21 protein-coding genes and 1 pseudogene are annotated in these 19,405 nt (G+C 71.5%); 7 read left to right on the top strand and 15 right to left on the bottom strand.

Translation table 11 applies throughout. The features are described 5' to 3' along the window. Positions 1 to 180, top strand: a 180-nt coding sequence (locus KUTG_RS64060; protein WP_232241021.1) for a hypothetical protein, incomplete at its 5' end; no start/stop codon positions are given. 4 nt (positions 181 to 184) lie between these two features. Here the strand turns inward: KUTG_RS64060 and KUTG_RS29410 are convergent. The 8 genes and pseudogenes from KUTG_RS29410 to KUTG_RS29375 all read right to left on the bottom strand — a co-directional run bounded on the left by KUTG_RS29410 (position 185) and on the right by KUTG_RS29375 (position 9,550). Then, complete coding sequence (locus KUTG_RS29410; protein WP_043721327.1) at positions 185 to 1,717, bottom strand: bifunctional uroporphyrinogen-III C-methyltransferase/uroporphyrinogen-III synthase; 1,533 nt, start codon at positions 1,715 to 1,717, stop codon at positions 185 to 187. 14 nt (positions 1,718 to 1,731) lie between these two features. Beyond that, positions 1,732 to 2,669 (bottom strand): annotated as a pseudogene (gene hemC, locus KUTG_RS29405) (hydroxymethylbilane synthase). Then, entirely contained in the window at positions 2,666 to 3,991 is a 1,326-nt protein-coding gene (locus KUTG_RS29400; protein WP_043721325.1) for a glutamyl-tRNA reductase, read from the bottom strand. Before KUTG_RS29400 ends, hemC begins: the two are co-directional and overlap by 4 nt. A 43-nt stretch (positions 3,992 to 4,034) precedes the next feature. Next, on the bottom strand, positions 4,035 to 4,751 hold the full coding sequence (locus tag KUTG_RS29395; RefSeq protein ID WP_232241495.1) for a redox-sensing transcriptional repressor Rex: 717 nt from the start codon (positions 4,749 to 4,751) through the stop codon (positions 4,035 to 4,037). Between the two features lie 149 nt (positions 4,752 to 4,900). Further along, on the bottom strand, positions 4,901 to 6,403 hold the full coding sequence (locus KUTG_RS29390) for a molybdopterin-dependent oxidoreductase (protein ID WP_084579934.1): 1,503 nt from the start codon (positions 6,401 to 6,403) through the stop codon (positions 4,901 to 4,903). A gap of 115 nt (positions 6,404 to 6,518) precedes the next feature. After that, on the bottom strand, positions 6,519 to 7,733 hold the full coding sequence (locus KUTG_RS29385) for a cytochrome P450 family protein (protein WP_052395555.1): 1,215 nt from the start codon (positions 7,731 to 7,733) through the stop codon (positions 6,519 to 6,521). Positions 7,734 to 7,799: 66 nt separating this feature from the next. Continuing rightward, positions 7,800 to 8,039: a glutaredoxin family protein gene (locus KUTG_RS29380; protein WP_232241020.1), complete on the bottom strand. Its 240-nt coding sequence runs from the start codon at positions 8,037 to 8,039 to the stop codon at positions 7,800 to 7,802. Positions 8,040 to 8,065: 26 nt separating this feature from the next. Then, a complete protein-coding gene (locus KUTG_RS29375) occupies positions 8,066 to 9,550 on the bottom strand; it encodes an AMP-binding protein (RefSeq protein WP_043721319.1) in 1,485 nt (494 codons plus the stop codon). A gap of 167 nt (positions 9,551 to 9,717) precedes the next feature. Between KUTG_RS29375 and KUTG_RS29370 the strand changes: the two genes are divergently transcribed. The 3 genes from KUTG_RS29370 (at position 9,718) to KUTG_RS29360 (ending at position 12,393) form a co-directional block, all read left to right on the top strand. Beyond that, positions 9,718 to 10,320: a sigma-70 family RNA polymerase sigma factor gene (locus tag KUTG_RS29370; RefSeq protein WP_043721317.1), complete on the top strand. Its 603-nt coding sequence runs from the start codon at positions 9,718 to 9,720 to the stop codon at positions 10,318 to 10,320. An 88-nt stretch (positions 10,321 to 10,408) separates the two neighbouring features. Further along, positions 10,409 to 11,437, top strand: a complete 1,029-nt coding sequence (locus KUTG_RS29365; protein WP_052395553.1) for a DUF5667 domain-containing protein — start codon at positions 10,409 to 10,411, stop codon at positions 11,435 to 11,437. A 101-nt stretch (positions 11,438 to 11,538) separates the two neighbouring features. Beyond that, on the top strand, positions 11,539 to 12,393 hold the full coding sequence (locus KUTG_RS29360; RefSeq protein ID WP_052396706.1) for an HAD family hydrolase: 855 nt from the start codon (positions 11,539 to 11,541) through the stop codon (positions 12,391 to 12,393). A 95-nt stretch (positions 12,394 to 12,488) separates the two neighbouring features. On the opposite strand, the gene KUTG_RS29355 is transcribed toward KUTG_RS29360, so the two are convergent. After that, the gene (locus KUTG_RS29355; protein WP_043721312.1) at positions 12,489 to 12,956 is read right to left on the bottom strand and encodes a YbjQ family protein; all 468 of its coding nucleotides are present in this window, start codon (positions 12,954 to 12,956) and stop codon (positions 12,489 to 12,491) included. Positions 12,957 to 13,028: 72 nt separating this feature from the next. Between KUTG_RS29355 and KUTG_RS29350 the strand changes: the two genes are divergently transcribed. Continuing rightward, positions 13,029 to 13,988, top strand: coding sequence for an FAD-dependent oxidoreductase (locus tag KUTG_RS29350; RefSeq protein ID WP_232241018.1), 960 nt, complete (start codon positions 13,029 to 13,031; stop codon positions 13,986 to 13,988). 4 nt (positions 13,989 to 13,992) lie between these two features. On the opposite strand, the gene KUTG_RS29345 is transcribed toward KUTG_RS29350, so the two are convergent. The 6 genes from KUTG_RS29345 to proC all read right to left on the bottom strand — a co-directional run bounded on the left by KUTG_RS29345 (position 13,993) and on the right by proC (position 18,328). Then, on the bottom strand, positions 13,993 to 14,481 hold the full coding sequence (locus KUTG_RS29345; RefSeq protein WP_157494847.1) for a hypothetical protein: 489 nt from the start codon (positions 14,479 to 14,481) through the stop codon (positions 13,993 to 13,995). 57 nt (positions 14,482 to 14,538) lie between these two features. After that, positions 14,539 to 15,516 (bottom strand): lysophospholipid acyltransferase family protein, encoded by a 978-nt coding sequence (locus KUTG_RS29340; RefSeq protein WP_043731034.1) that lies wholly within the window; start codon positions 15,514 to 15,516, stop codon positions 14,539 to 14,541. A gap of 17 nt (positions 15,517 to 15,533) precedes the next feature. Next, positions 15,534 to 16,577, bottom strand: coding sequence for an NAD-dependent epimerase/dehydratase family protein (locus KUTG_RS29335; RefSeq protein ID WP_043721307.1), 1,044 nt, complete (start codon positions 16,575 to 16,577; stop codon positions 15,534 to 15,536). Between the two features lie 202 nt (positions 16,578 to 16,779). Next, positions 16,780 to 16,881 carry a 30S ribosomal protein bS22 gene (locus KUTG_RS56760; RefSeq protein WP_015105422.1) on the bottom strand — a complete coding sequence of 34 codons (102 nt, stop codon included), beginning with the start codon at positions 16,879 to 16,881 and terminating at the stop codon, positions 16,780 to 16,782. Between the two features lie 180 nt (positions 16,882 to 17,061). After that, entirely contained in the window at positions 17,062 to 17,280 is a 219-nt protein-coding gene (locus KUTG_RS29330) for a helix-turn-helix domain-containing protein (RefSeq protein WP_043721305.1), read from the bottom strand. 238 nt (positions 17,281 to 17,518) lie between these two features. Further along, positions 17,519 to 18,328, bottom strand: coding sequence for a pyrroline-5-carboxylate reductase (gene proC, locus KUTG_RS29325; RefSeq protein WP_043731032.1), 810 nt, complete (start codon positions 18,326 to 18,328; stop codon positions 17,519 to 17,521). A gap of 157 nt (positions 18,329 to 18,485) precedes the next feature. Between proC and KUTG_RS29320 the strand changes: the two genes are divergently transcribed. Continuing rightward, positions 18,486 to 18,851 carry a hypothetical protein gene (locus KUTG_RS29320; protein ID WP_043721302.1) on the top strand — a complete coding sequence of 122 codons (366 nt, stop codon included), beginning with the start codon at positions 18,486 to 18,488 and terminating at the stop codon, positions 18,849 to 18,851. Positions 18,852 to 18,967: 116 nt separating this feature from the next. Next, positions 18,968 to 19,372, top strand: a complete 405-nt coding sequence (locus KUTG_RS29315) for a YciI family protein (RefSeq protein ID WP_043721300.1) — start codon at positions 18,968 to 18,970, stop codon at positions 19,370 to 19,372. The last annotated feature ends 33 nt before the right edge of the window (positions 19,373 to 19,405 follow it).

Here is a 19,405-nt window from a genome sequence, read left to right as displayed (position 1 = left end):
AAAAAAAAAAAAAAAGAAAAAAAAAAAACCATTCAAGACCAAACAGGCCCAAAAAAAAAAATAAATACAACAGCCGCAGGAGACGGTGCGTGGCGAACACGAACGAGTACTCCCTACTATGGGGCGAAAAAGGCGAAGGTGGCGGTCCCGTTGCCGGAACGCCCCCTTCGATCAAGCTAGAAAATCACGACCGACGCAGGCGCTTGGTCTTGCGCGGGGGCGGCAGCGCGCCCTCGGCGCGGAGCCGGGCCGCGTGCTGGGCCAACGCGTCGACCAGGGCCGGCACGGTGGCGAACTCGGGCTGCACGTCGACGCGCAGGCCGAACTCGCGGGCGGTCTCCGCGGTCTGCGGGCCGATGCAGGCGACCAGCGTCCGGGTGTGCGGCTTGCCGGCGATGCCGACCAGGTTGCGCACGGTGGACGAGGACGTGAAGCAGACCGCGTCGAAGCCGCCGGACTTGATCATCTCGCGGGTGTCGGCGGGCGGCGGCGCGGCCCGCACGGTGCGGTACGCCGTCACGTCGTCGATCTCCCAGCCGCGCTCGCGCAGACCGGCCGCCAGCGTCTCGGTGGCGATGTCGGCCCGCGGCAGCAGCACCCGGTCCACCGGGTCCAGGATGTCGTCGTAGGGCGGGAAGTCGGCCAGCAGGCCCTCGCTGGACTGCTCCCCGGAGGGGATCAGCTCGGGAATGATGCCGAACGACCGGACCTTGGCCGCGGTGCTCTCCCCGACGCAGGCGATCTTCACGCCGGAGAAGGCGCGGGCGTCCAGGCCGAACTCGCGGAACTTCTCCCACACCGCGCGCACCGCGTTGGTGGAGGTGAAGATGACCCACTGGTAGCGGCCGTCGACCAGGCCCTTGACCGAGCGCTCCATCTGGGCCGGGCTGCGCGGCGGCTCGACGGAGATCGTCGGCACCTCGACGGGGATCGCCCCGTGCTCACGCAGCCGCTCGCTCATCGCGCCGGCCTGCTCCTTGGTGCGCGGCACCAGAACCCGCCAGCCGTACAGCGCCCGCGACTCCCACCAGGACAGCTTGGACCGGCCGGCGACGCTGCTGCCGACCGTCACGACCAGCTGCCCGGAGAGGTCACCGGCGTCGGTGGCCAGCGCGGCCAGCGACGTGTCCACGGTGCGCTGCCCGAAGGCGGTGCCGCCGGCGGTCACCGCGACCGGGGTCTGCGGGGCCAAACCGTGCTCCACCAACGAGGACGCGGCCTCGGCGAGGTGGGATCCGGTGGCGTGCAGGACAAGCGTGCCGGGCGCGGCGGCGAGGCCGGCCCAGTCCACAGTGGACCGAACGTCGGCCTCGGTGTGCACGGCGCCCAGCGCGACGCCGGCGTAGGCCGGAACCGCGGTGCCGCCGGGAACTCCGGGCACCACATCGAAGTCCACAGTGGACCTCGCCACGCACTGGGCCTCGGTCACCACCGAGTCCAGGGTCAGCGGGTCACCCGAGACCAGCCGGACGACGCTGCGTCCGTTGCGGGCCTCGTTGACCAGGTCCTTCGCGACATCTCCCGGCTCGCCGACGGCCGGGCGCACCTCGGCGCCCTCGGCCAGGCCGAGGACCTCGGACGGCACGTCCGGGTCGGTCACCACCAGCTCTGCCCTGGCCAGCAACTCCGTGGCCCGAACCGTCAGCAGCCCGGCGTCGCCGGGGCCGGAACCCACGAACGCGACGCGTCCGGGGGTCTTACGTGCGCGGGTCGTCATCAGGGCACTCCCCATCACTTGCTCCCCGGGCCACTGAGCACCGTGGCGCCGAGATCAAGCAGTTCGGCCGCGAGCGCCCGGCCCAACTGCTCTGCTGTGGTCAAGTCACCGGTGGCCGAAGCGCGCAGCAACTCGTTCTGCGGCGTCGCGGCGACCCCGCGCAACGACAGGCGCAACACAGTGCGGCCGTCGTCGTCGAGGTCTTCCACCACATCGGCCAGTGCGCCGACGGGCGCGCTGCACCCGGCCTCGAGCGCGGCAAGCATCGCGCGCTCGGCGGTGACAGCGGCCCTACTGGCCTGATCATCCAGGCAGGAGCGAAGCAGGTGTTCGGTGTCGACGTCGTCGACCCGGCACTCCACCGCCAGCGCACCCTGCGCGGGGGAGGGCAGCATCTGGATCGGGTCGAGAAACTCGGTCACGACGTCGAGCCGGCCGAGCCGGGACAGGCCCGCCGCGGCGACCACGACGGCGTCGAGCTCGCCGTCGGACACCTTGCGAATGCGGGTGTCCACGTTGCCGCGGATCGGCACCAGCTCCAGGCCGAGGCCCAGCGCCTCGAGCTGGGCGACCCGACGGGCCGCGCCGGTGCCGACCCGGCTGCCGGCCGGCAGCTCGCCGAGCACCATGCCGTCCCGCGCGACCAGGGCGTCCTGGGGTCCTCGCGGGTCGGCACGGCGGCCAGCACGAGCCGCGGGTCCGGCGCCGTCGGCAGGTCCTTGTACGAATGAACGGCGACGTCCACCTCGTCGTTGGCCAGCGCGTCGCGCAGGGCCGAGGTGAACACGCCGACGCCGATCTCGGCGACGGGCGCGTTCGACCGGTCGCCCGGGGTGCTCACGGTGACGATCTCCACCGTGGCTCCCGCGCGCTCCAGCCGCTCGGCCATCATGCCGGTCTGGGCCAGTGCGAGGGCACTGCCTCGGGTTCCGATCCTCAACGTCCGGTTCACCGGTCTCCACCGTGTTCGGTCTCTACAGTGCGTGGCGTGCTGACCACCCTCGGCGCCTGCGGGTCGAGCTCGAAGAGCTCCCGCAAAGCGTCCGCGTAGCCGGCCCCGCCGGGCGACGAAGCCAGTTCCTTGACGCGGACGGTCGGGGTGTGCAGCAGCTTGTCCACCACCCTGCGGACCGTCCTGGCCAGCTCCGCACGGATGGAATCATCCAGGTCCGGGAGCCGCGAGTCCAATCGCAACAGTTCGGCGTCCACCACCTCGGCCGCGCGGCGGCGCAGCGCGGTCACCGTCGGGGTGACCGCCGAGGACCGCTGACCGGCCAGGTAGTCGCGCACGCCGTCGGCGACGATGCGCCGGGCCCGCTCGGTGTCCAGCGCCGACGGCGCGGTGGCCAGACGGTGCTGCAACGTCTCCAGATCGACCAGCGTGACGCCGTCCAGGTCGCCGACCGCGGGGTCGACGTCGCGGGGCAGGCCGAGGTCGCAGACCACCAGCGGGCCGCGGCGGGCGCCCGGCGCGAACCGGTCGACGTCCACCACCACGTCCATCGCGCCGGTGCAGGCGAGCAGCACGTCCGTGGCGGAGATCTCATCGGCGAGCCGGTCGAGCCCGACCGCGCGGGCGGGCACGCCCTCGCCGGTCAGCGACGCGGCCAGCCGGTCCCCGTTGGCCGGGGTGCGGTTGGCGATGACGATCTCGCCGATGCCGGCGCGGCGCAGGTGCGCGGCGGCCAGGCCACCCATCGAGCCGGCGCCGACCAGCAGCGCCCTGCGTCCGGCCAGGCCGTCCAACACGCGCTCGGCGTCGGCCAGGGCCTCGGACACCACCGACGCGCCGGCGTGGTCGATGCCGGTCTCGCTGTGCACGCGCTTGCCGACCCGCAGGGCCTGCTGAGCGACCTCGTGCAGGGTCTTGCCGACGGTGCCGGCCGCGTCCGCCTCGGAGTAGGCGCCGCGCAGCTGGCCGAGGATCTGGGCCTCGCCGACGACCATCGAGTCGAGGCCGGCGGCCACCGAGAACAGATGCTCGACCGCCGCCGCCGCGTAGTGCACGTAGAAGTGCTCGCAGAGCTCGTTGACCTCGATGCCCGAGTGCCGCGAGAGCACGTTGGTGACGTCGGCCAGACCGCCGTGGAAGGCGTCGACGACCGCGTACACCTCGATCCGGTTGCACGTCGACAGCAGCAGGACCTCGGTGACGTTCTCCTGGCCCAGCAGCTCGTCGAGCAGCTTGGGCAGGTTGTCCGAGGACACCGCCAGTCGTTCCAGCGTGCGCACCTCGGCCGTGCGGTGGGACACACCGACCGCGAGCAGGCTCATTTCGACCACCCCCAGGCTAGAACGGTCGAGCCGGCCTTCGAGTTCACCCCGGCACCACCATTCCGCTCTCGTCCGCGTTCGCAGCCTCGTCCGCGCGCCGTGCCACGTGGAACGACAGGATCTGCATCTCCACCGCCAAGTCGACCTTGCGCACCTCGACGTGGTCGGGAACCTGGAGCACGACGGGTGCGAAGTTCAGGATGCATTGCACGCCCCCGGATACCAAACGGTCGCAGACCGCCTGGGCGGCGGGTGGCGGCGTGGCGATCACCCCTATCGAGATCTCCCGCTCGGAGCACACCCGGACGATGTCGTCGACGTGGCTGACCAGGATTCCTCCGACCGGGACCCCGATCAGATCCTCGTCCACGTCGAACAGCGCCGAGACCGGAAAACCCCGGCCCGGGAAGCCTCCGTAGTTGGCCAGCGCGTGACCAAGGTTACCGATGCCGACCACGCACACCGAGTGCTTTCGCGTAAGTCCGAGGATTCGCTCGATCTGGTCGACGAGGACCTCGACCTCGTAGCCGACGCCCCGGGTGCCGTAGGACCCGATGTAGGACAGGTCCTTGCGCAGCTTGGCCGAGTTGACGCCGGCGGCGGCCGAGAGCTCCTCGCTGGCGATGCTCGTCACGCCCTGCTCGGCCAGGCCCGACAGCACCCGCAGGTAGACCGCGAGGCGGGCGACGGCGGCCTCGGGAATGGCCCGGGCCCGCTCGCGCACGGCCGGTTCGTCCGGAAGCCGGCCGGGGGCAGCCACGACCTCGACGTCCTCACCCCGCCGTGCACCCACGCTGGTTGCTCCCTCGATTGGTGTGATGGGTCAACCGTAGCGCTTGTGAACGCGTGCACAAAGTTGGCGGCTCGGCGTGCGGAAAGCCGTCGCCCGTTCGGGCGAGACGACCCTGCTCAGGCCGTCGTGAACACCACGGAGTGCAGGCCGGTGGCCCCGTCCGGCACCGGATCGGCCACGTCGGCGGTCTGCGTGTAGCCGGTGGCGTCGGTGGCCCGCACCACCACTGTGTGCGAGCCCGGCCGCAGCTGGTAGGACCGCCGCCACATCCGCCAGGCCTCCTTGGTCGGCTGCACGGCGAGGTCGGCCTCCTGCCACGGGCCGCCGTCCATCTGAAGCTCCACCTTGGCGATGCCCTTGGTCTGGGCCCAGGCGATGCCGGCCACGACGACCTTGCCGGCCGGCACCGAGCCCAGGCCGCGGGGGCTGTCGATGCGCGACTCCGTCTTGATCGGGGCCTTCTCCGAGTAGCCGCGCGGCACCCAGTACTGGGTCTTCGCGCCGAAGGTGGTCAGCTCGATGTCGGTGACCCATTTCGTGGCCGAGACGTAGCCGTACAGGCCGGGCACGACCAGCCGGGCCGGGAAGCCGTGCTCGGGCGGCAGGGCCTCGCCGTTCATGCCCACGGCCAGCATGGCGTTGCGGCTCGGATCCATGATCACTTCCAGCGGGCTGCCCGCCGTGTAGCCGTCGGTGCTGGTGGAGAAGACCTGGTCGGCGCCGTCCTTCACCCCGACCTTGGCCAGCAGGTCGCGCAGCGGGACTCCGGTGAACTGCGCGGTCGAGATGTAGGGGCCGCCGACGTCGTCGGACACGCAGGTCATGGTGATGGTCCGGGTGATCAGGTCCATGGCCATGACGTCGTCGAAGTCCAGCGTGAGCTCCCGGCCGACCAGGCCGTGGATGCGCAGCGACCAGCCCTCGGCGGTCAGCCGGGGCACCGACAGCGCGGTGTCGATCCGGTAGAAGTTCTCGTTCTTCGTCAGGTACGTCGGCGTCCCGTCCTGGGCGAAGTCCGCGCCGGCGACGGTGGTCCCGTCCCGGAACTTGGCCAGCCGGCGGGTCACCGTGGCCCGCGAGCCCTCCACGTCCACGCGCGTGCCGATGAGCTGGCCGGCCACGCCGGCGATGCCCGCCCCGACGGCGACGCCGACGGCCCCCTGGAGGAACTTCCGCCGCTCCACGCCGTGTGGCCCGCTGTCGGCCTCCTGGACGCCCAGCGCTGCCGCGTGCAGGCGTCGGAAGGTCATCACCCCGGCGACCAGGCTGGCCAGCGGCGCGAGGCTGGCCAGCTGGCCGAGGTCGGAACGGCTGAACACGGCGGCGACCGCGGCCACGCCGAGCACCGCCGCCAGCGCCGTGCCGGGGATCGGGCTGCGCCGCGACAGCAGCCCGGCCACGGCCGCGACCACCACCAGGAACGCCCCCATGCCGGTGAGCAGCACCAGCTTGTCCGCGGTGCCGAACGCCGTGACGGCGAACTCCTTGAGCCAGGCCGGCGTCAGGTCGATCGCCGCGTTGCCGACGGCCAGGAACGGCGACGCGTTCGGATCGATGAACGCGGCGACGAGATGGCCGGCGGCCAGCGCGGCCGCCACGCCCAGCAGTCCGATGAGCATCGCCGGGCCGGCCGGGATCCTCGCCTCGGTCGGCCGCGGCGGAGCTTCGACTGTCGTTGGTGCACCCACACTTCAACTTCGTGCCGCGAGGGCCGCAGGTTCAAGCGATGCGGCCTTACGAATTGGTGACGACCGCCCGCGCGCCCAGCACAACGGGCATTTCGGAGTGACCGTTCATGATCGCCGCGTGACGGTGCGGCAACTGCTCCACCGGCACCGCCAGCCGCGCCTGCGGGAACTGGCGGGCGAACGCCGTCAGCGCGACCTCGGCCTCCAGCCGGGCCAGCGGCGCGCCGAGGCAGTGGTGCAGGCCGTGCCCGAACGCGATGTGCCCGCGCGCCCCGCGGTCCAGGTCGAACTCGGCGCTGTCGGCGAAGCGCTCCTCGTCGTGGTTGGCCGACCCCACCGACAGCGCCACGATCTCGCCGGCCGGAATGGTCACGCCGCCGACCTCGACGTCCACCGTGGTGAACCGGGAGGTCCCCAGCATCACCGGGGTGTCGACGCGCAGCATCTCCTCCACCACCGGCGCCGGGTCGGCCAGCAGCTGCTCGGCCAGGCCCGGCGTGGTGAGCAGCCGCCGGATGCCGGAGCTGATCAGGTTCGCGGTCGTCTCGTGCCCGGCCACCAGCAGCAGCAGGGCCATGGCCAGCACCTCGTCCGTGGACAGCCGGTCGCCCTCCTCGCTGGCCCTGGTCATGGCCGACAGCAGGTCGTCGCCCGGCGTGGCCGACTTCTGCGCGATGAGGTTGCTCATGTAGGCGTTGATCGCCTGGTCGGCCGGCACGTACTGGACGGGGTCGCCGGACAGCAGCGCGCCGGTCCAGGCCTGGAACTCGTGCCGGTCCTCGGGCGGCACGCCCAGCAGCTCGCTGATCACCATCGCCGGCAGCGCCACCGAGAAGCCGTCGACCACGTCGACCGGACCGTCGGCGGTGGCCAACGCGGTCAGCAGGTTCTCGGTCAGCTGCTCGGTGAACGGCCGCAGCAGGGCCACCCGGCGGGCGGTGAAGTCCTTGGCCAGCAACAGTCGCAGCCGGGTGTGGTCGGGCGGGTCGGAGTTCAGCATGTGCTTGCCGAACAGGTTGTTCAGCTTGGGCTCGCGGCCGGCGGCGATCAGCTTCTCGGTCAGCAGCTCGACCAGCCGCGGGGAGTCCTTGCTCAGCCGGTCGTCGGTGAGCAGCGCCCGCACGTCGTCGTAGCGCGTGACGACCCAGGTCGGGACGCCGTTCACCGCCCGGGTGAGGAACACCGGCTCCTCGGCTCGGGCGGTGGCCATGAACTCGTGCACGTGAGCGAAGTAGTGCTCCGTGAACATCTCGCGGGTCATGCCCCCAGCCAAGCACTGAACGGCCGTCCCGTGCTTGCCCATTGCCCCGAGGGGCCGCCGTTCGGCTCAGTCGGCCAGCGCCGCCCGCAGGCGGGGCTCCTCGACCTTCCAGTAGCCGTGCTCGCGGCCGTCGACCAGGATCACCGGCACCCGGTCGCCGTACTCGGCCCGCAGGTCCGGATCGGTGTCCACGTCCGAGGCCGCCCACGGCACACCCAGCTCGTCGCAGATGCGCCGGACATCGGCCTCGGCCTGCACGCAGTGGTCGCAGCCGACCCTCGTCATCACGGTCACGGTGTGGCTCACGCGGATCAACCTACGCCCGGGGCGATCTACGCCTGGGGCAGGCGCAGCCGGCTGCGCACCAGCTTGCCGGTCGGCGAGTGCGGCAGGACCTCGGCGAACTCCACGGTGACCGGCACCTTGAACTTGGCCAGCCGCTCCGCGCAGTGCTCGACCACCTGCTCCGCGGTGAGCTCCGCGTCCTGGCCCAGCACCAGCACGGCCTTCACCGCCTCGCCCGTCGTCTCGCTCGGCACGCCGACCACGGCCGCCTCCGCGACCCCGGGCAGCTCGGCGATGACCTGCTCCACCTCGTGCGGGTACACGTTGAAGCCGTTCACGATGATCAGGTCGCCGGCCCGGTCGACCAGGTGCAGGTCGCCCTCGTCGTCGAGGTAGCCGACGTCGCCGGTGCGGAACCAGCCCTCGGCGTCGGGGCCGTGCGCGCCGTCCGGCCAGTAGCCGCTGAACAGGTTCTCGCCGCGCACCGACACCAGGCCGGCGTCGTCGTCGGGCAGCACGAACTCCTCGTCGTCGGCGAACGGCTGGCCGTCGGTGTCCACCAGCCGCAGCTCGACGCCCGGCAGCGGGCGGCCGACCGAGCCCGGCTTGATCTGGCCGCCGACCAGCGTGGAGGTCAGCACCGGGGCCGTCTCGGTGAGTCCGTAGCCCTCGAACACCGGCAGGCTCGTCGCCTGCTGCACGGCCGCCAGCAGCGACGGGCTCAGCGGCGCGGCGCCCGAGGTCAACAGCCGGACCGTGACCAGTGCGTCACGCAGGCGAGCGGCGTCCACGTGCATCAGCGCCTGATACATGGGGGGCACGCCGACCAACGTCGTCACCCGGTGCTGCTCGATGGCGTCAACTGCTGCCTCCGCGTCGAAACGTTGCAGCAGAACAGCGGTCGCGCCGGCGGCCGCGACCTGGAACAGTCCTGGTCCAAGCCCGTAGGAGTGGAACAGCGGCAAGGCGAGCAGCACGCGGTCGGCGGCGGTCACCGGCGCCGGGCGCAGCGCCGCGCACTGCGCCACGTTCGCCAGCAACGCGCGGTGCGACAGCATCGCCCCGCGCGGCACACCGGAGGTACCCGACGTGTACGCGAGCACAGCCACGTCCTCGCCGCCGCGCACCGACTCGCCGGTGAGGCCGCCGTCGACGCGCAGCACCGGCGCGGGCAGCGTCCTGGTCGACACGCCGTCGCCGTCGCCGATGAGCAGCGAGGCGTCGCTGTCGTTGAGCACGCGGGTCAGCTCACGGATGGGACCGCCGGTGCTGACCGGCACCACCACGCCGCCGGCCCGCAGCGCGCCGAACACGGCCACCGCGAACTCCGTGGACGTGGGCAGCCGCACCGCGACCCGGTCGCCCGGCTGGAGGCCGGCCTCGCGCAGGCGGTGGGCCTCGACATCGGTCGCGGCGTCCACCTCGGCCCAGCTCAGGGTGTCTCCGGTGGCCGCGTCGATGAACGCGGGGTGATCGGGACCACGGACCGCGGCGGTGCGGACCAGATCCGCCACGTTGCTGACACCGGTCATACGAGACCTCCCCATCGAGCCGACCGCTGGATTTTGTCACGGTGCTCCCGCGTCATGCAGGAGCTGGTCCCGACGTCCCATCAAGGTCCGCCCGTGAGCGCTACCTACTTGCAAGTAACAACACGTATGCTGCCGTTACGCCGACCAAGGGAGGTGCTGCTGGACCTATGAGCAGCCCTGCCCGTTCCCAACAGCCAGGCGGCCGGCCGGCCACCGCCGACGAGCACGCCGAGGCGTGGCAGCTCGTGGACAAGGCGCAGAGCGGCGACGTGGAGGCGTTCGGCCTGCTCTACGACCGGTACGTGGACCAGGTGTTCCGCTACGTGCTGTTCCGCGTCGGCGACCGCACGCTGGCCGAGGACGTGACCTCCGAGACGTTCCTGCGGGCCCTGCGCCGCATCACCACGGTCAGTTACCAGGGCCGTGACGTCGGCGCCTGGTTCGTCACCATCGCCCGCAACCTCGTGCTCGACCACGTCAAGTCGAGCCGGTACCGGCTGGAGGTCACCACCGCCGAGTTGGACGACAATCGCCAGGTCACGACCGGTCCCGAGCAGGCCGTGCTGGACGAGGCGACATCAACCGAGCTGTTGCGCTGCGTGAGCGAGCTCAACGACGACCAGCGGGAGTGCATCGTGTTGCGCTTCCTGCAGGGCCTGTCGGTGGCCGAGACGGCCGAGCAGATGGGCCGGAACGAGGGCGCGATCAAGGCTTTGCAGCATCGCGCGGTACGCCGGCTGGCCCAACTGCTGCCGGCCGAACTGCGCTAGCTGTGCGCAATCGCTGACGCAATGCTCTTACGCGTAACCGATGCAGTGCCGCCGTCGTTTCCTGGATTGGGAACGAACAGGTGGTGAGGTGGAGACCCGGATGGAGCACGAACGCGTCGCAGATCTGCTGCGGCGCTCGGCCGACGCGTTGGCGCCGACCCCGCGGGAGCGGGAGCGCATGCGACTGCGGGTGCTCGCCGAGTTCAAGGCCATGGACTTCGAGTCCCCGCCGGCCCCGGTCCGGGACTTAGCCGCCGCCCGGTCCACCGCACCCGGCCGCCTGATGGTCGCCCTGGCCGCCGCCCTGTGCCTGATCCTCTCGCTGGGCGCGATGAGCCTGCTGCTCAGCCGCGACGCGCTGCCCGGCGACCCGCTGTACGCGATCAAGCGCTCGGCCGAGTCGGCCTCCTTCGGCCTCGCCTTCGACGACGCCGCCAAGGCCCGCAAGCACCTCGAGTTCGCCACCGCGCGGATCGACGAGATGGAGGGCATGGCCGCCCGCGGCGCCACCCCCATCGGCTCGTACCTGACCGCGCTGACCGACTTCGACACCGACGCCGCCGCCGGCTCCCGGCTGCTCACCGTGCTCAGCACCAACGGCGACGGCTCCGGCCTGACCTACCTGCGCGACTGGGCCACGTCGCAGTCGCAGCGGCTCAAGACCCTGCGGCCGTCGCTGCCCGAGCGCGCCGACACCAGCGCCGACCTGCTGGCCGCCATCACCGAGCGGGCCGACGCCCTCATCGCGCGGCTGAACTGCTACACGATCACCACCGGCGGCGCCGACGACGTCGGAGCCCTGCCGGCCACCGACGCCTGCGCCACGCGGCCGCCGGTCCAGCAGAGCTACAGCACCCTTCCGACCACGGCCACGCATCCCGGCGGCGGGCCGGGCGGCTCCGGGCCCGGCGGCGGTTCGTCGAGCACCGTCACCACGACGCCGACCGTCACCTTCACCACGCCCACCGTGGCCTCGCCCGTGACCACCGGGTCCAAGGGATCCGGACCGACCACCACCAGCACCAAGCCGACCGACGTCTCCGTGCCGCTGCCGCTGCCGGTGATCAGCCTGCCGCCGCTGCTGCCCGGACTACCGGGCATTGTGCTCGGCGGCTGATCGCTACCCTTGCACGATGAGGACCCGGCAGGAGCGGCGAAGCGGGAGGCGCGGCGGTGCCACGCTGGCGTGACGAGGCGGAGCAGGCGGAACTCGACCGCATGGCCCAGGTGGCCGGCGAGGCGTCGGCCGACGCGGCGGTGGCGGCCGCCGCCGACCTCGAGGCCGCCCTCGCGGTGCCGCCGGACCTGACCGCCGCCGCGTTCTTCGACGTCGACAACACGATGATGATGGGCGCCTCGATCTTCCACTTCGCCCGCGGCCTGGCCAGCCGGAAGTACTTCACCACCACCGACCTGGCCAGCTTCGCCTGGCGGCAGCTCCGGTTCCGGCTCGGCGGCAAGGAGAACCCCGACAGCGTGCGGGCCAGCCGCGAGCAGGCGCTGGGCTTCGTGGCCGGGCGCAGCGTGCAGGAGCTCGTCGACCTCGGCGAGGAGATCTACGACGAGCTGATGGCGGCCAAGATCTGGTCCGGCACCCGGGCCCTGGCCCAGATGCACCAGGACGCCGGCCAGCGGGTCTGGCTCGTCACCGCCACGCCGGTGGAGCTGGCCTCGATCATCGCCCGGCGGCTCGGCCTGACCGGGGCGCTGGGCACCGTCGCCGAGTCCCGGGACGGCGTCTACACCGGCCGGCTGGTCGGCGATCTGCTGCACGGCAAGGCCAAGGCCCATGCCGTTCGGGCGCTCGCCGCTCGTGAGGGCCTCGACCTGCGGCGCTGCACCGCCTACTCGGACTCCATCAACGACGTGCCCATGCTGTCCACCGCCGGCACCGCCGTGGCCGTCAACCCCGACCCCGCCCTGCGTGAGCTGGCCCGCCGCCGCGGCTGGGAGATCCGTGACTTCCGCACCGGCCGCAAGGCCGCCCGCATCGGCGTGCCCACGGTCCTCGGCGCCGGCGCCCTGGCCGGCGCCGTAGCCGCCGGCATCGCCTACCGCCGCCGCGCCTCCTGATCCGACTTGTGCAGGGAAGGACGCCTTACCCTCGTTGAACGCGGGTAAGGCGTCCTTCCCTGCATTGGGCGGACGCAGGACAAAGCCGTCGGGGGTCAGCGCTGGGGCTGCTGCGTCGGTGGCTGCTGCGGGGCCTGCTGGTACTGCTGCTGCTGTTGCTGCGCGGCCGGCGGCTGGTGGGCCTGGGCGGCGTGCTGCTGGGCCGGCTGGTCGTTGGGCACGATGTAGACCGCCGTGCCGTAGGCCGCGACCTCGCTCATGGTCTGGGCGATCTCGTTGCAGTCGAAGCGCATGGCCAGCACGGCGTTCGCGCCGTAGCCCATGGCCTGCTGGCAGAGCCGGCCGAGCGCCTCGTTGCGGGAGTCGGACAGCATCTGGGTGTACTGGGTCACCTCGCCGCCGCCAAGGGACTTGATGCCGGCCATGAAGTTCACGCCGATCGCGCGGCTGCGCACGGTGAGGCCGAAGACCTCGCCGAAGACGTGCGTGACCCGGCAGCCCGGGACGTCGTTCATGGTCGAGATCAAGATGGGGAACTGCGGGGGTGCGCTTGGCTGGGACATGGTCGCGGATCGTAGCCGGCACTGTCCCTTTCGGACTCGGTATTCGCTGCCCGATGCCCTACCGTGACGAGCGTGAGTGACGACGTGCTCGTCATCGGGGCCGGGGTGGTCGGCCTGACCACCGCGGTGTGCCTGGCCGAGGCCGGCGTGCGGACCAGGGTGATGAGCACCGACCTGCCGCGGCAGACCACCTCCGCGACGGCCGGCGCCATGTGGGGCCCGGCGTTCGCCGAACCGGCCGATCGGGCGCTGGGCTGGAGTCGTGTCGGGCTGGAGGAGTTCACCCGGCTGGCCCGGGATCCCGCCACCGGCGTCCGCCTCACCCGCGGCCGGATGGCCAGCCGCACCCCGCTGCCCCTGGACGATCTGCCGCCGCAGGTGACCATGGTCCCGGACCTGATCACCTGTGGCCGCAACGAACTTCCGCCCGGCTTCATCAGCGGCCAGTGGGCCCGCGTGCCCCTGATCGACATGCCTCGCTATCTCGGCTACCTCACCGGCCGCCTGACCGTGGCCGGCGGGCGTCTCGACATCCGCAGCGTCACGCGCCTGAGCGAAGCCATCGACGAGGCCCCGGTTTTGGTCAACTGCACCGGCGTCGGCGCTCGGCGGCTCGTCCCCGACCTGACCGTCCGGGCCAGCCGCGGCCAGCTCGTCGTGGTGGCCAATCCCGGCATCGAGGAGTTCTTCGTGGAGATCTCCACCGAGCCCGAGTTCACCCACTACTTCCCGCACGGCGACCAGGTCGTGCTCGGCGGCGTGTCCACCGTCGGCGACTGGCGCATGGACCCCGATCCGGCCATCGCCGCCGCCATCCTCGACCGCTGCGCCGCCGTCGAACCCAGGCTGGCCGGCGCCCCGATCCTCGAACACCGGGTCGGGCTACGCCCCGAACGCGCGGCCATCCGCCTCGAATCCCGTGAACTCGCCGGCCGTCCCATCGTCCACTGCTACGGCCACGGCGGCCTGGGCGTCACCCTGTCCTGGGGCACCGCCCGGGAAGCGGCCGACCTGGCCAAAGCACTGGTCTGACGCCTCAGGTCGCCACGTTCAACGTGATGTTGATGCGGTCCGGCGTGGGATAGGTGATCGTGCCCTCGCCGCGGGCGTCGGCATACTGCCCGGTCCCGCCGACGATGGCCAGCGGGTTCTGCACCGGCGACGGAACAACCATGGCGTGCATGGAACTCAGGTGCAGCTCGCCCTTGGCCCCGGCGCTGAGGCGGAGCACGATCTTCATCTGCACGATGAGCTTGGCCGGGTTGTCCACCGTCACGTTGACCACGGTGCCGATCATCGAGCCGTCACCGGCGGCGGCCGAGTTGGCGTCGAACAGCGTGAGCAGCGCGCCGAAGGTGGTGCCGACGACGGGCTTGTCCAGCGGGGAACTGGTGGCTCGCGAGGCGACGAACGTCAGCGCGTCGCTCGTGGCCGCCGACGCGGGCAACGCGCCGGCGACGACCAGCCCGCCGGCGGCCATCGCCGGCGCCGCGAGCAATGCGGATCTCCGCGACCACAGCGCCATCCGACCACGGTAGGCACCGCGACCCGATGGCGCCGGTCGACTACCCGATCGAGTGAGTCAGCCCAGCCAGACGTTGCGACGCTGGGTGAGCAGCCGGTAGAGGGTCTGCTGGATGGTCTCCCGGACCTGGTCGGTCAGGTTGAACACCAGCATCGGGTCCTCGGCCGCCCCCGGCTCGTAGTGGTCGGTGCGGATCGGCTCGCCGAACTCGATGTACCACTTGGACGGCAGCGGCACCGCGCCCAGCGGCCCGAGCAGCGGCCAGGTCGGTGTCACCGGGAAGTACGGCAGCCCGAACAGCCGGGCGATCAGCTTGATCTCGCCGATCTTGGGGTAGATCTCCTCGGCGCCCACGATGGACACCGGGATGATCGGCGTGCGGGTCCGCAGCGCCGCCGACACGAAGCCGCCGCGGCCGAACCGCTGCAGCTTGTAGCGGTCCTTGTACGGCTTGCCGACGCCCTTGAAGCCTTCCGGCCACACGCCGACCAGCTCGCCGCCGCGCAGCAGCCGCTCCGCGTCCGGGTTGCAGGCCAGGGTCTGGCCGGTCTTGCGGGCGATGGAGCTCAGCAGCGGCGTGCGGAACACCAGGTCGGCGCCGAGCATGCGCAGGTGCCGGTTGGCCGGGTGGTGCTCGTGCACGGCCACGGCGGTCATCACCGAGTCCATCGGCAGCGTGCCCGAGTGGTTGGCCACCAGCAGCGCGCCGCTGTCGGCCGGCACGTTGTGCAGGCCGATGGTCTCCACCCGGAACCACTTCTCGTACAGCGGCCGCAGCAGCGGCATCATCACGTTGTCGGTCAGCTCCCGGTCGAAACCGAACTCGTCGACCTGGTAGTCACCGGTGATGCGGCGACGCAGGAACGCCAACGAGTCGGCCAGCCTGCGCTCCCACTCGGGGCCGGCCTCGACGGCCTTGTCGCGTGCGGTGTCCGCGGGTGGCGGCACCTGTTCCATCCGGGGTCGCGCCGGCGGCGCCGTTCTCGGCGCGGGTCGGTCGGCGCCGTGCAACGGGATAACGCGTGCGTCGGGCATGGGTTCCACCTCCTCACTCACCTGATCGGAATGCGCGCGGCGAGGTCGAGAATGCCTCGCTCCGCCGCCGCGAGGGTGTCTACGTCGATCGCCGGGCGCAGCGCCCGGCCGCTGACGTAGTCGTCGAACGCCTGTTTGGTCGTCCAGCGCGGCGTGAAGCCGAAGTCCCGCTGGAGCAGGGTGGTGTCCACGACGCGGCCGAAGTTCAGGAACCGCATCTGGTCGGGTGAGAAGTCGACCAGTCGCGCGCTACGCACCAGCCGGCCGACGGTCGGCACCGCCATGCTCGGCACCGGCAGCGGGATCCGGCCGGCCCGGCGGATCGCCTGGGACAGCATCAGCACGCCGTCGCCGCCGACGTTGAACACGCCGGGCAGGTCGTGCAGCGTGGCCCGCTCCATCACGGCCAGCGCGTCCTCTGAGTGCAGCAGCTGCATGCGGGCGTCGTAGCCGAACACCGTCGGCACCACCGGCAGGGCGAAGTACCTGGTCAGCACGGTGTCGATGCGCGGGCCGATGAAGTTGGTGAAACGCAGCGTGGTCACCGCCACGTCGGGGCGGCGCCGGGAGAAGCCGCGCACGTAGCCCTCGACCTCGACGGCGTCCTTGGCGTAGCCGCTGGACGGCAGCGCCTTGGGCGCCATGTCCTCGGTGAACATCGCCGGGTCGCGCGAGCTGGCACCGTACACGGCGGTGGTGGACTTGACCACCAGCCTGCGCACCACGGGCGAGCGCTGGCAGGCGGCCAGCAGCTGCATGGTGCCGATGACGTTCATCTCCTTCATCGCCGTGCGGCCGGTGGGACCGGCCGGGTTGGCGGTGACGGAGGCGTGCACCACGGTGTCGACCCGGGCGCTGGCGATGACCTTGGTGATCAGGGGGTTGCGGATGTCGGCGCGGACGAACTCCGCCCGGCCCATCCGCCGGAGCAGATCGCGTGGCGGCGGCACGGTGTCCACCCCGAGCACCCGCTCGATCGACGGATCGGCGGCAAGGCGCGCGGCGAGATGGCCGCCGAGGAAGCGGCTGACTCCGGTGACGAGGACGACGTTGGGCGCCATGCGACTCCCTGCATAGGCGGCGACCCGAGCGATGCTACTCGTCGTGACCGCCCGAAACAGGGGCCAGGTACGCCGCATTGACGCAGGTCACGTGGGTTTTACCGCGGGCTCACCCGATCGGCGGGATCTGGCGAGCCACCCGTAACGCAGGACGGCACCCGCGCGATCGCGCGGGTGCCGAACAGGCTTCAGGCCGAGCGCCTCACTTGCCGCGCTTGCGTCGCTGCACCCGGGTCTTGCGAAGCAGCTTGCGGTGCTTCTTCTTCGACATGCGCTTGCGACGCTTCTTGATGACCGAGCCCATACGGGTTCCTTAGGTGTAGACGGTGTGATCTTGGTGGTGCCCTCGTGCTGCCCAGGGCTGCCGAGCCCCTGCCGCCGCGTGGGGACGCGGCCATGGCACCGAGCACGAACGACCTGTCACTTTACCCGCACGGGCGAGCCCGGCTGGCACAGGTACCAGCCGGGCGCTGTTTTGATCTTCTCAGCCCGCGTCGTAGTACGCGTTCTCCAGGTAGTCCTGCACCGCGCTTTCCGTCACGCGGAACGACTTGCCCACCCTCACGGCAGGCAGTTCGCCCGAGTGCACCAGGCGGTACACGGTCATCTTCGAGACCCGCATCACCTTCGCCACCTCGGCGATGGTGAGGAACTGCACCTGTGCGAGCCCGGGGTGTGTCTCCTTCTGCTGCTGCGCCGGCATGTGTCACCGCGTCCTTAAACACGTGTCGCGCCGTCGGCTTCCCCACCGGCGGTATCGACACGCACGTGCTCACCCGAGCGTAGCGGGACGCATGGGGCTGCTGCGACGTCCGCGCCGCGCTGTGCGCCCAGTGGTGTCGGGATCCACCCGTACGCACCACGCCGCCGCTGCGGTTCGACCATTCAGCCCGTCCAGCGGCGTCGCTCGCCGATCGGCGCACGTCGTACCGGCCGGCGCCTCAGGCGTCGTGGGCGCGGCCCAGCTCCGCCGACCGGTCCCGCGCCGCCTCGATCGCCGCCAGCAGCGCCGCCCGCACCCCGTGCTTCTCCAGCTCGCGGATGGCCATGATGGTGGTGCCCGCCGGCGAGGTCACGGCTTCACGCAGCGTGACCGGGTGCTCCCCGGAGTCCGCCAGCATCGTCGCCGAGCCGACCGCCGACTGGATGATCAGCTGGGCCGCCACCGCCCGGGGCAGCCCGAGCAGGATGCCGGCGTCGATCATGGCCTCGACCAGGAAGAAGAAGTAGGCCGGGCCCGAGCCCGACAGCGCCGTCACCGCGTCCTGCTGCGACTCCGGCACCCGCAGCACCTTGCCCACGCTGCCCAGCAGCTTGTCCACCAGGTCCATGTGCTCCGGCGTGGCGTGCGCGCCGGCCGAGATCGCGCTCATCGCCTGGCCCACCAGCATCGGCGTGTTCGGCATCACCCGCACCACCGGCGTGCCCTGCGGCAGCTCCCGCTCGTACAGCGCGGTCGGCAGGCCCGCGCACAGCGACACCACCAGCGTGCCCGGCCTGAGCAGGGAGTTCAGCTCCGTCAGCAGCGGGTCGATGTCCTGCGGTTTCACCGCCACCACCAGCACCTCGGCCGTCGCGGCCGCCCCCGCCACCGTGACCGCCCGCACCCCGTACCGCTCCGTCAGCTCCCGGCAGCGCTCCTCGTAGCGCTCCGTGAACATCAGGTCGCCCGGCCCCCAGCCGGCGTCGAGCAGCCCGGACAGCAGCGCCTCACCGATCTTGCCTGCCCCCAGCACCGCGATCGTCGTCATGCGCACCAGCGTGCCAGCCGCCGCCACCGAGATTCGCGACCGGGGTTGCCGAGGGGTTTCCCCAAGATCGGCTCGGCCGTCCCCGCCGCCTGGTCATCGCTCCTACGTTCGCGGCGTGGCAGCCGTGCCACACGACCCCGAGCTGAGGAGAAGACACATGCTTTCAACGGCGGCCAAGGCGACCGCGGCGACGATGGCCGCGGTCGGACTGGGCCTCGTGGCCCCGGTCGTGGCGTCCGCGGCGCCCGCCGCCAGCGGCGTGCGGCTGTGCGTCGACCGGTTCGCCGACTTCGACGCCGTGCTCCAGTGGCCCAGCCGCGGCGGCCAGGAGACCTTCGGCATCCGTCCCGGCCAGTGCAGCGACTGGGGCCCCGCCAACCCCGGCGAGCTCATCGTCGTGCTGGCCTTCTACCGCGGGGCGACCATCAACATCGGGCACTTCTCCGCCAGCAGCCGTGGCGACGACGTCGAGGCCGTCGGCCGGGTCGCCGACGGCACCGAGGGCATCAACCTGGGCGTCTGACCTGCGTTTTCGGTCTCGTCGTCAGCGCCGTCAAAAAAATCTGCCCGGAGTTGTCGAGAATGGGGCGACGGCTCCGTCCCAGGGGCACAGGACGGACCGAACGAAGGAGAACGGCCATGAAGTACCTGCTGCTCAAGCACTACCGCGGCGCCCCCGAGGCGATCAACTGCGTGCCGATGGACAAGTGGACGCCGGCCGAGGTGGACGCGCACATCCAGTACATGCGGGACTTCGCGGCCAAGCTGGAGCAGTCCGGCGAGTACGTGGACGGCCAGGCGCTGGCCCCCGAGGGCGCGTGGGTCCGCTCGGACGGCGAGGGCAGGCCGCCGGTGACCGACGGGCCGTTCGCCGAGACCAAGGACCTCATCGCCGGCTGGATGATCATCGACGTGGACACCTGGGACCGTGCCGTGGAGCTGGCCGGCGAGCTGTCGGCCGCGCCCGGCGCCAACGGCGAGCCGATCCACGAGTGGCTGGAGGTCCGGCCGTTCCTCGGCGAGCACAGCTCGGTGACGGAGTGAACGAATCCCTGCTGCGGGAGCTCGTGCCCGCGG

The sequence above is a fragment of the Kutzneria sp. 744 genome (assembly GCF_000568255.1).
Classification (GTDB): domain Bacteria; phylum Actinomycetota; class Actinomycetes; order Mycobacteriales; family Pseudonocardiaceae; genus Kutzneria.
This window is presented reverse-complemented; position numbering and strand designations above follow the sequence as displayed.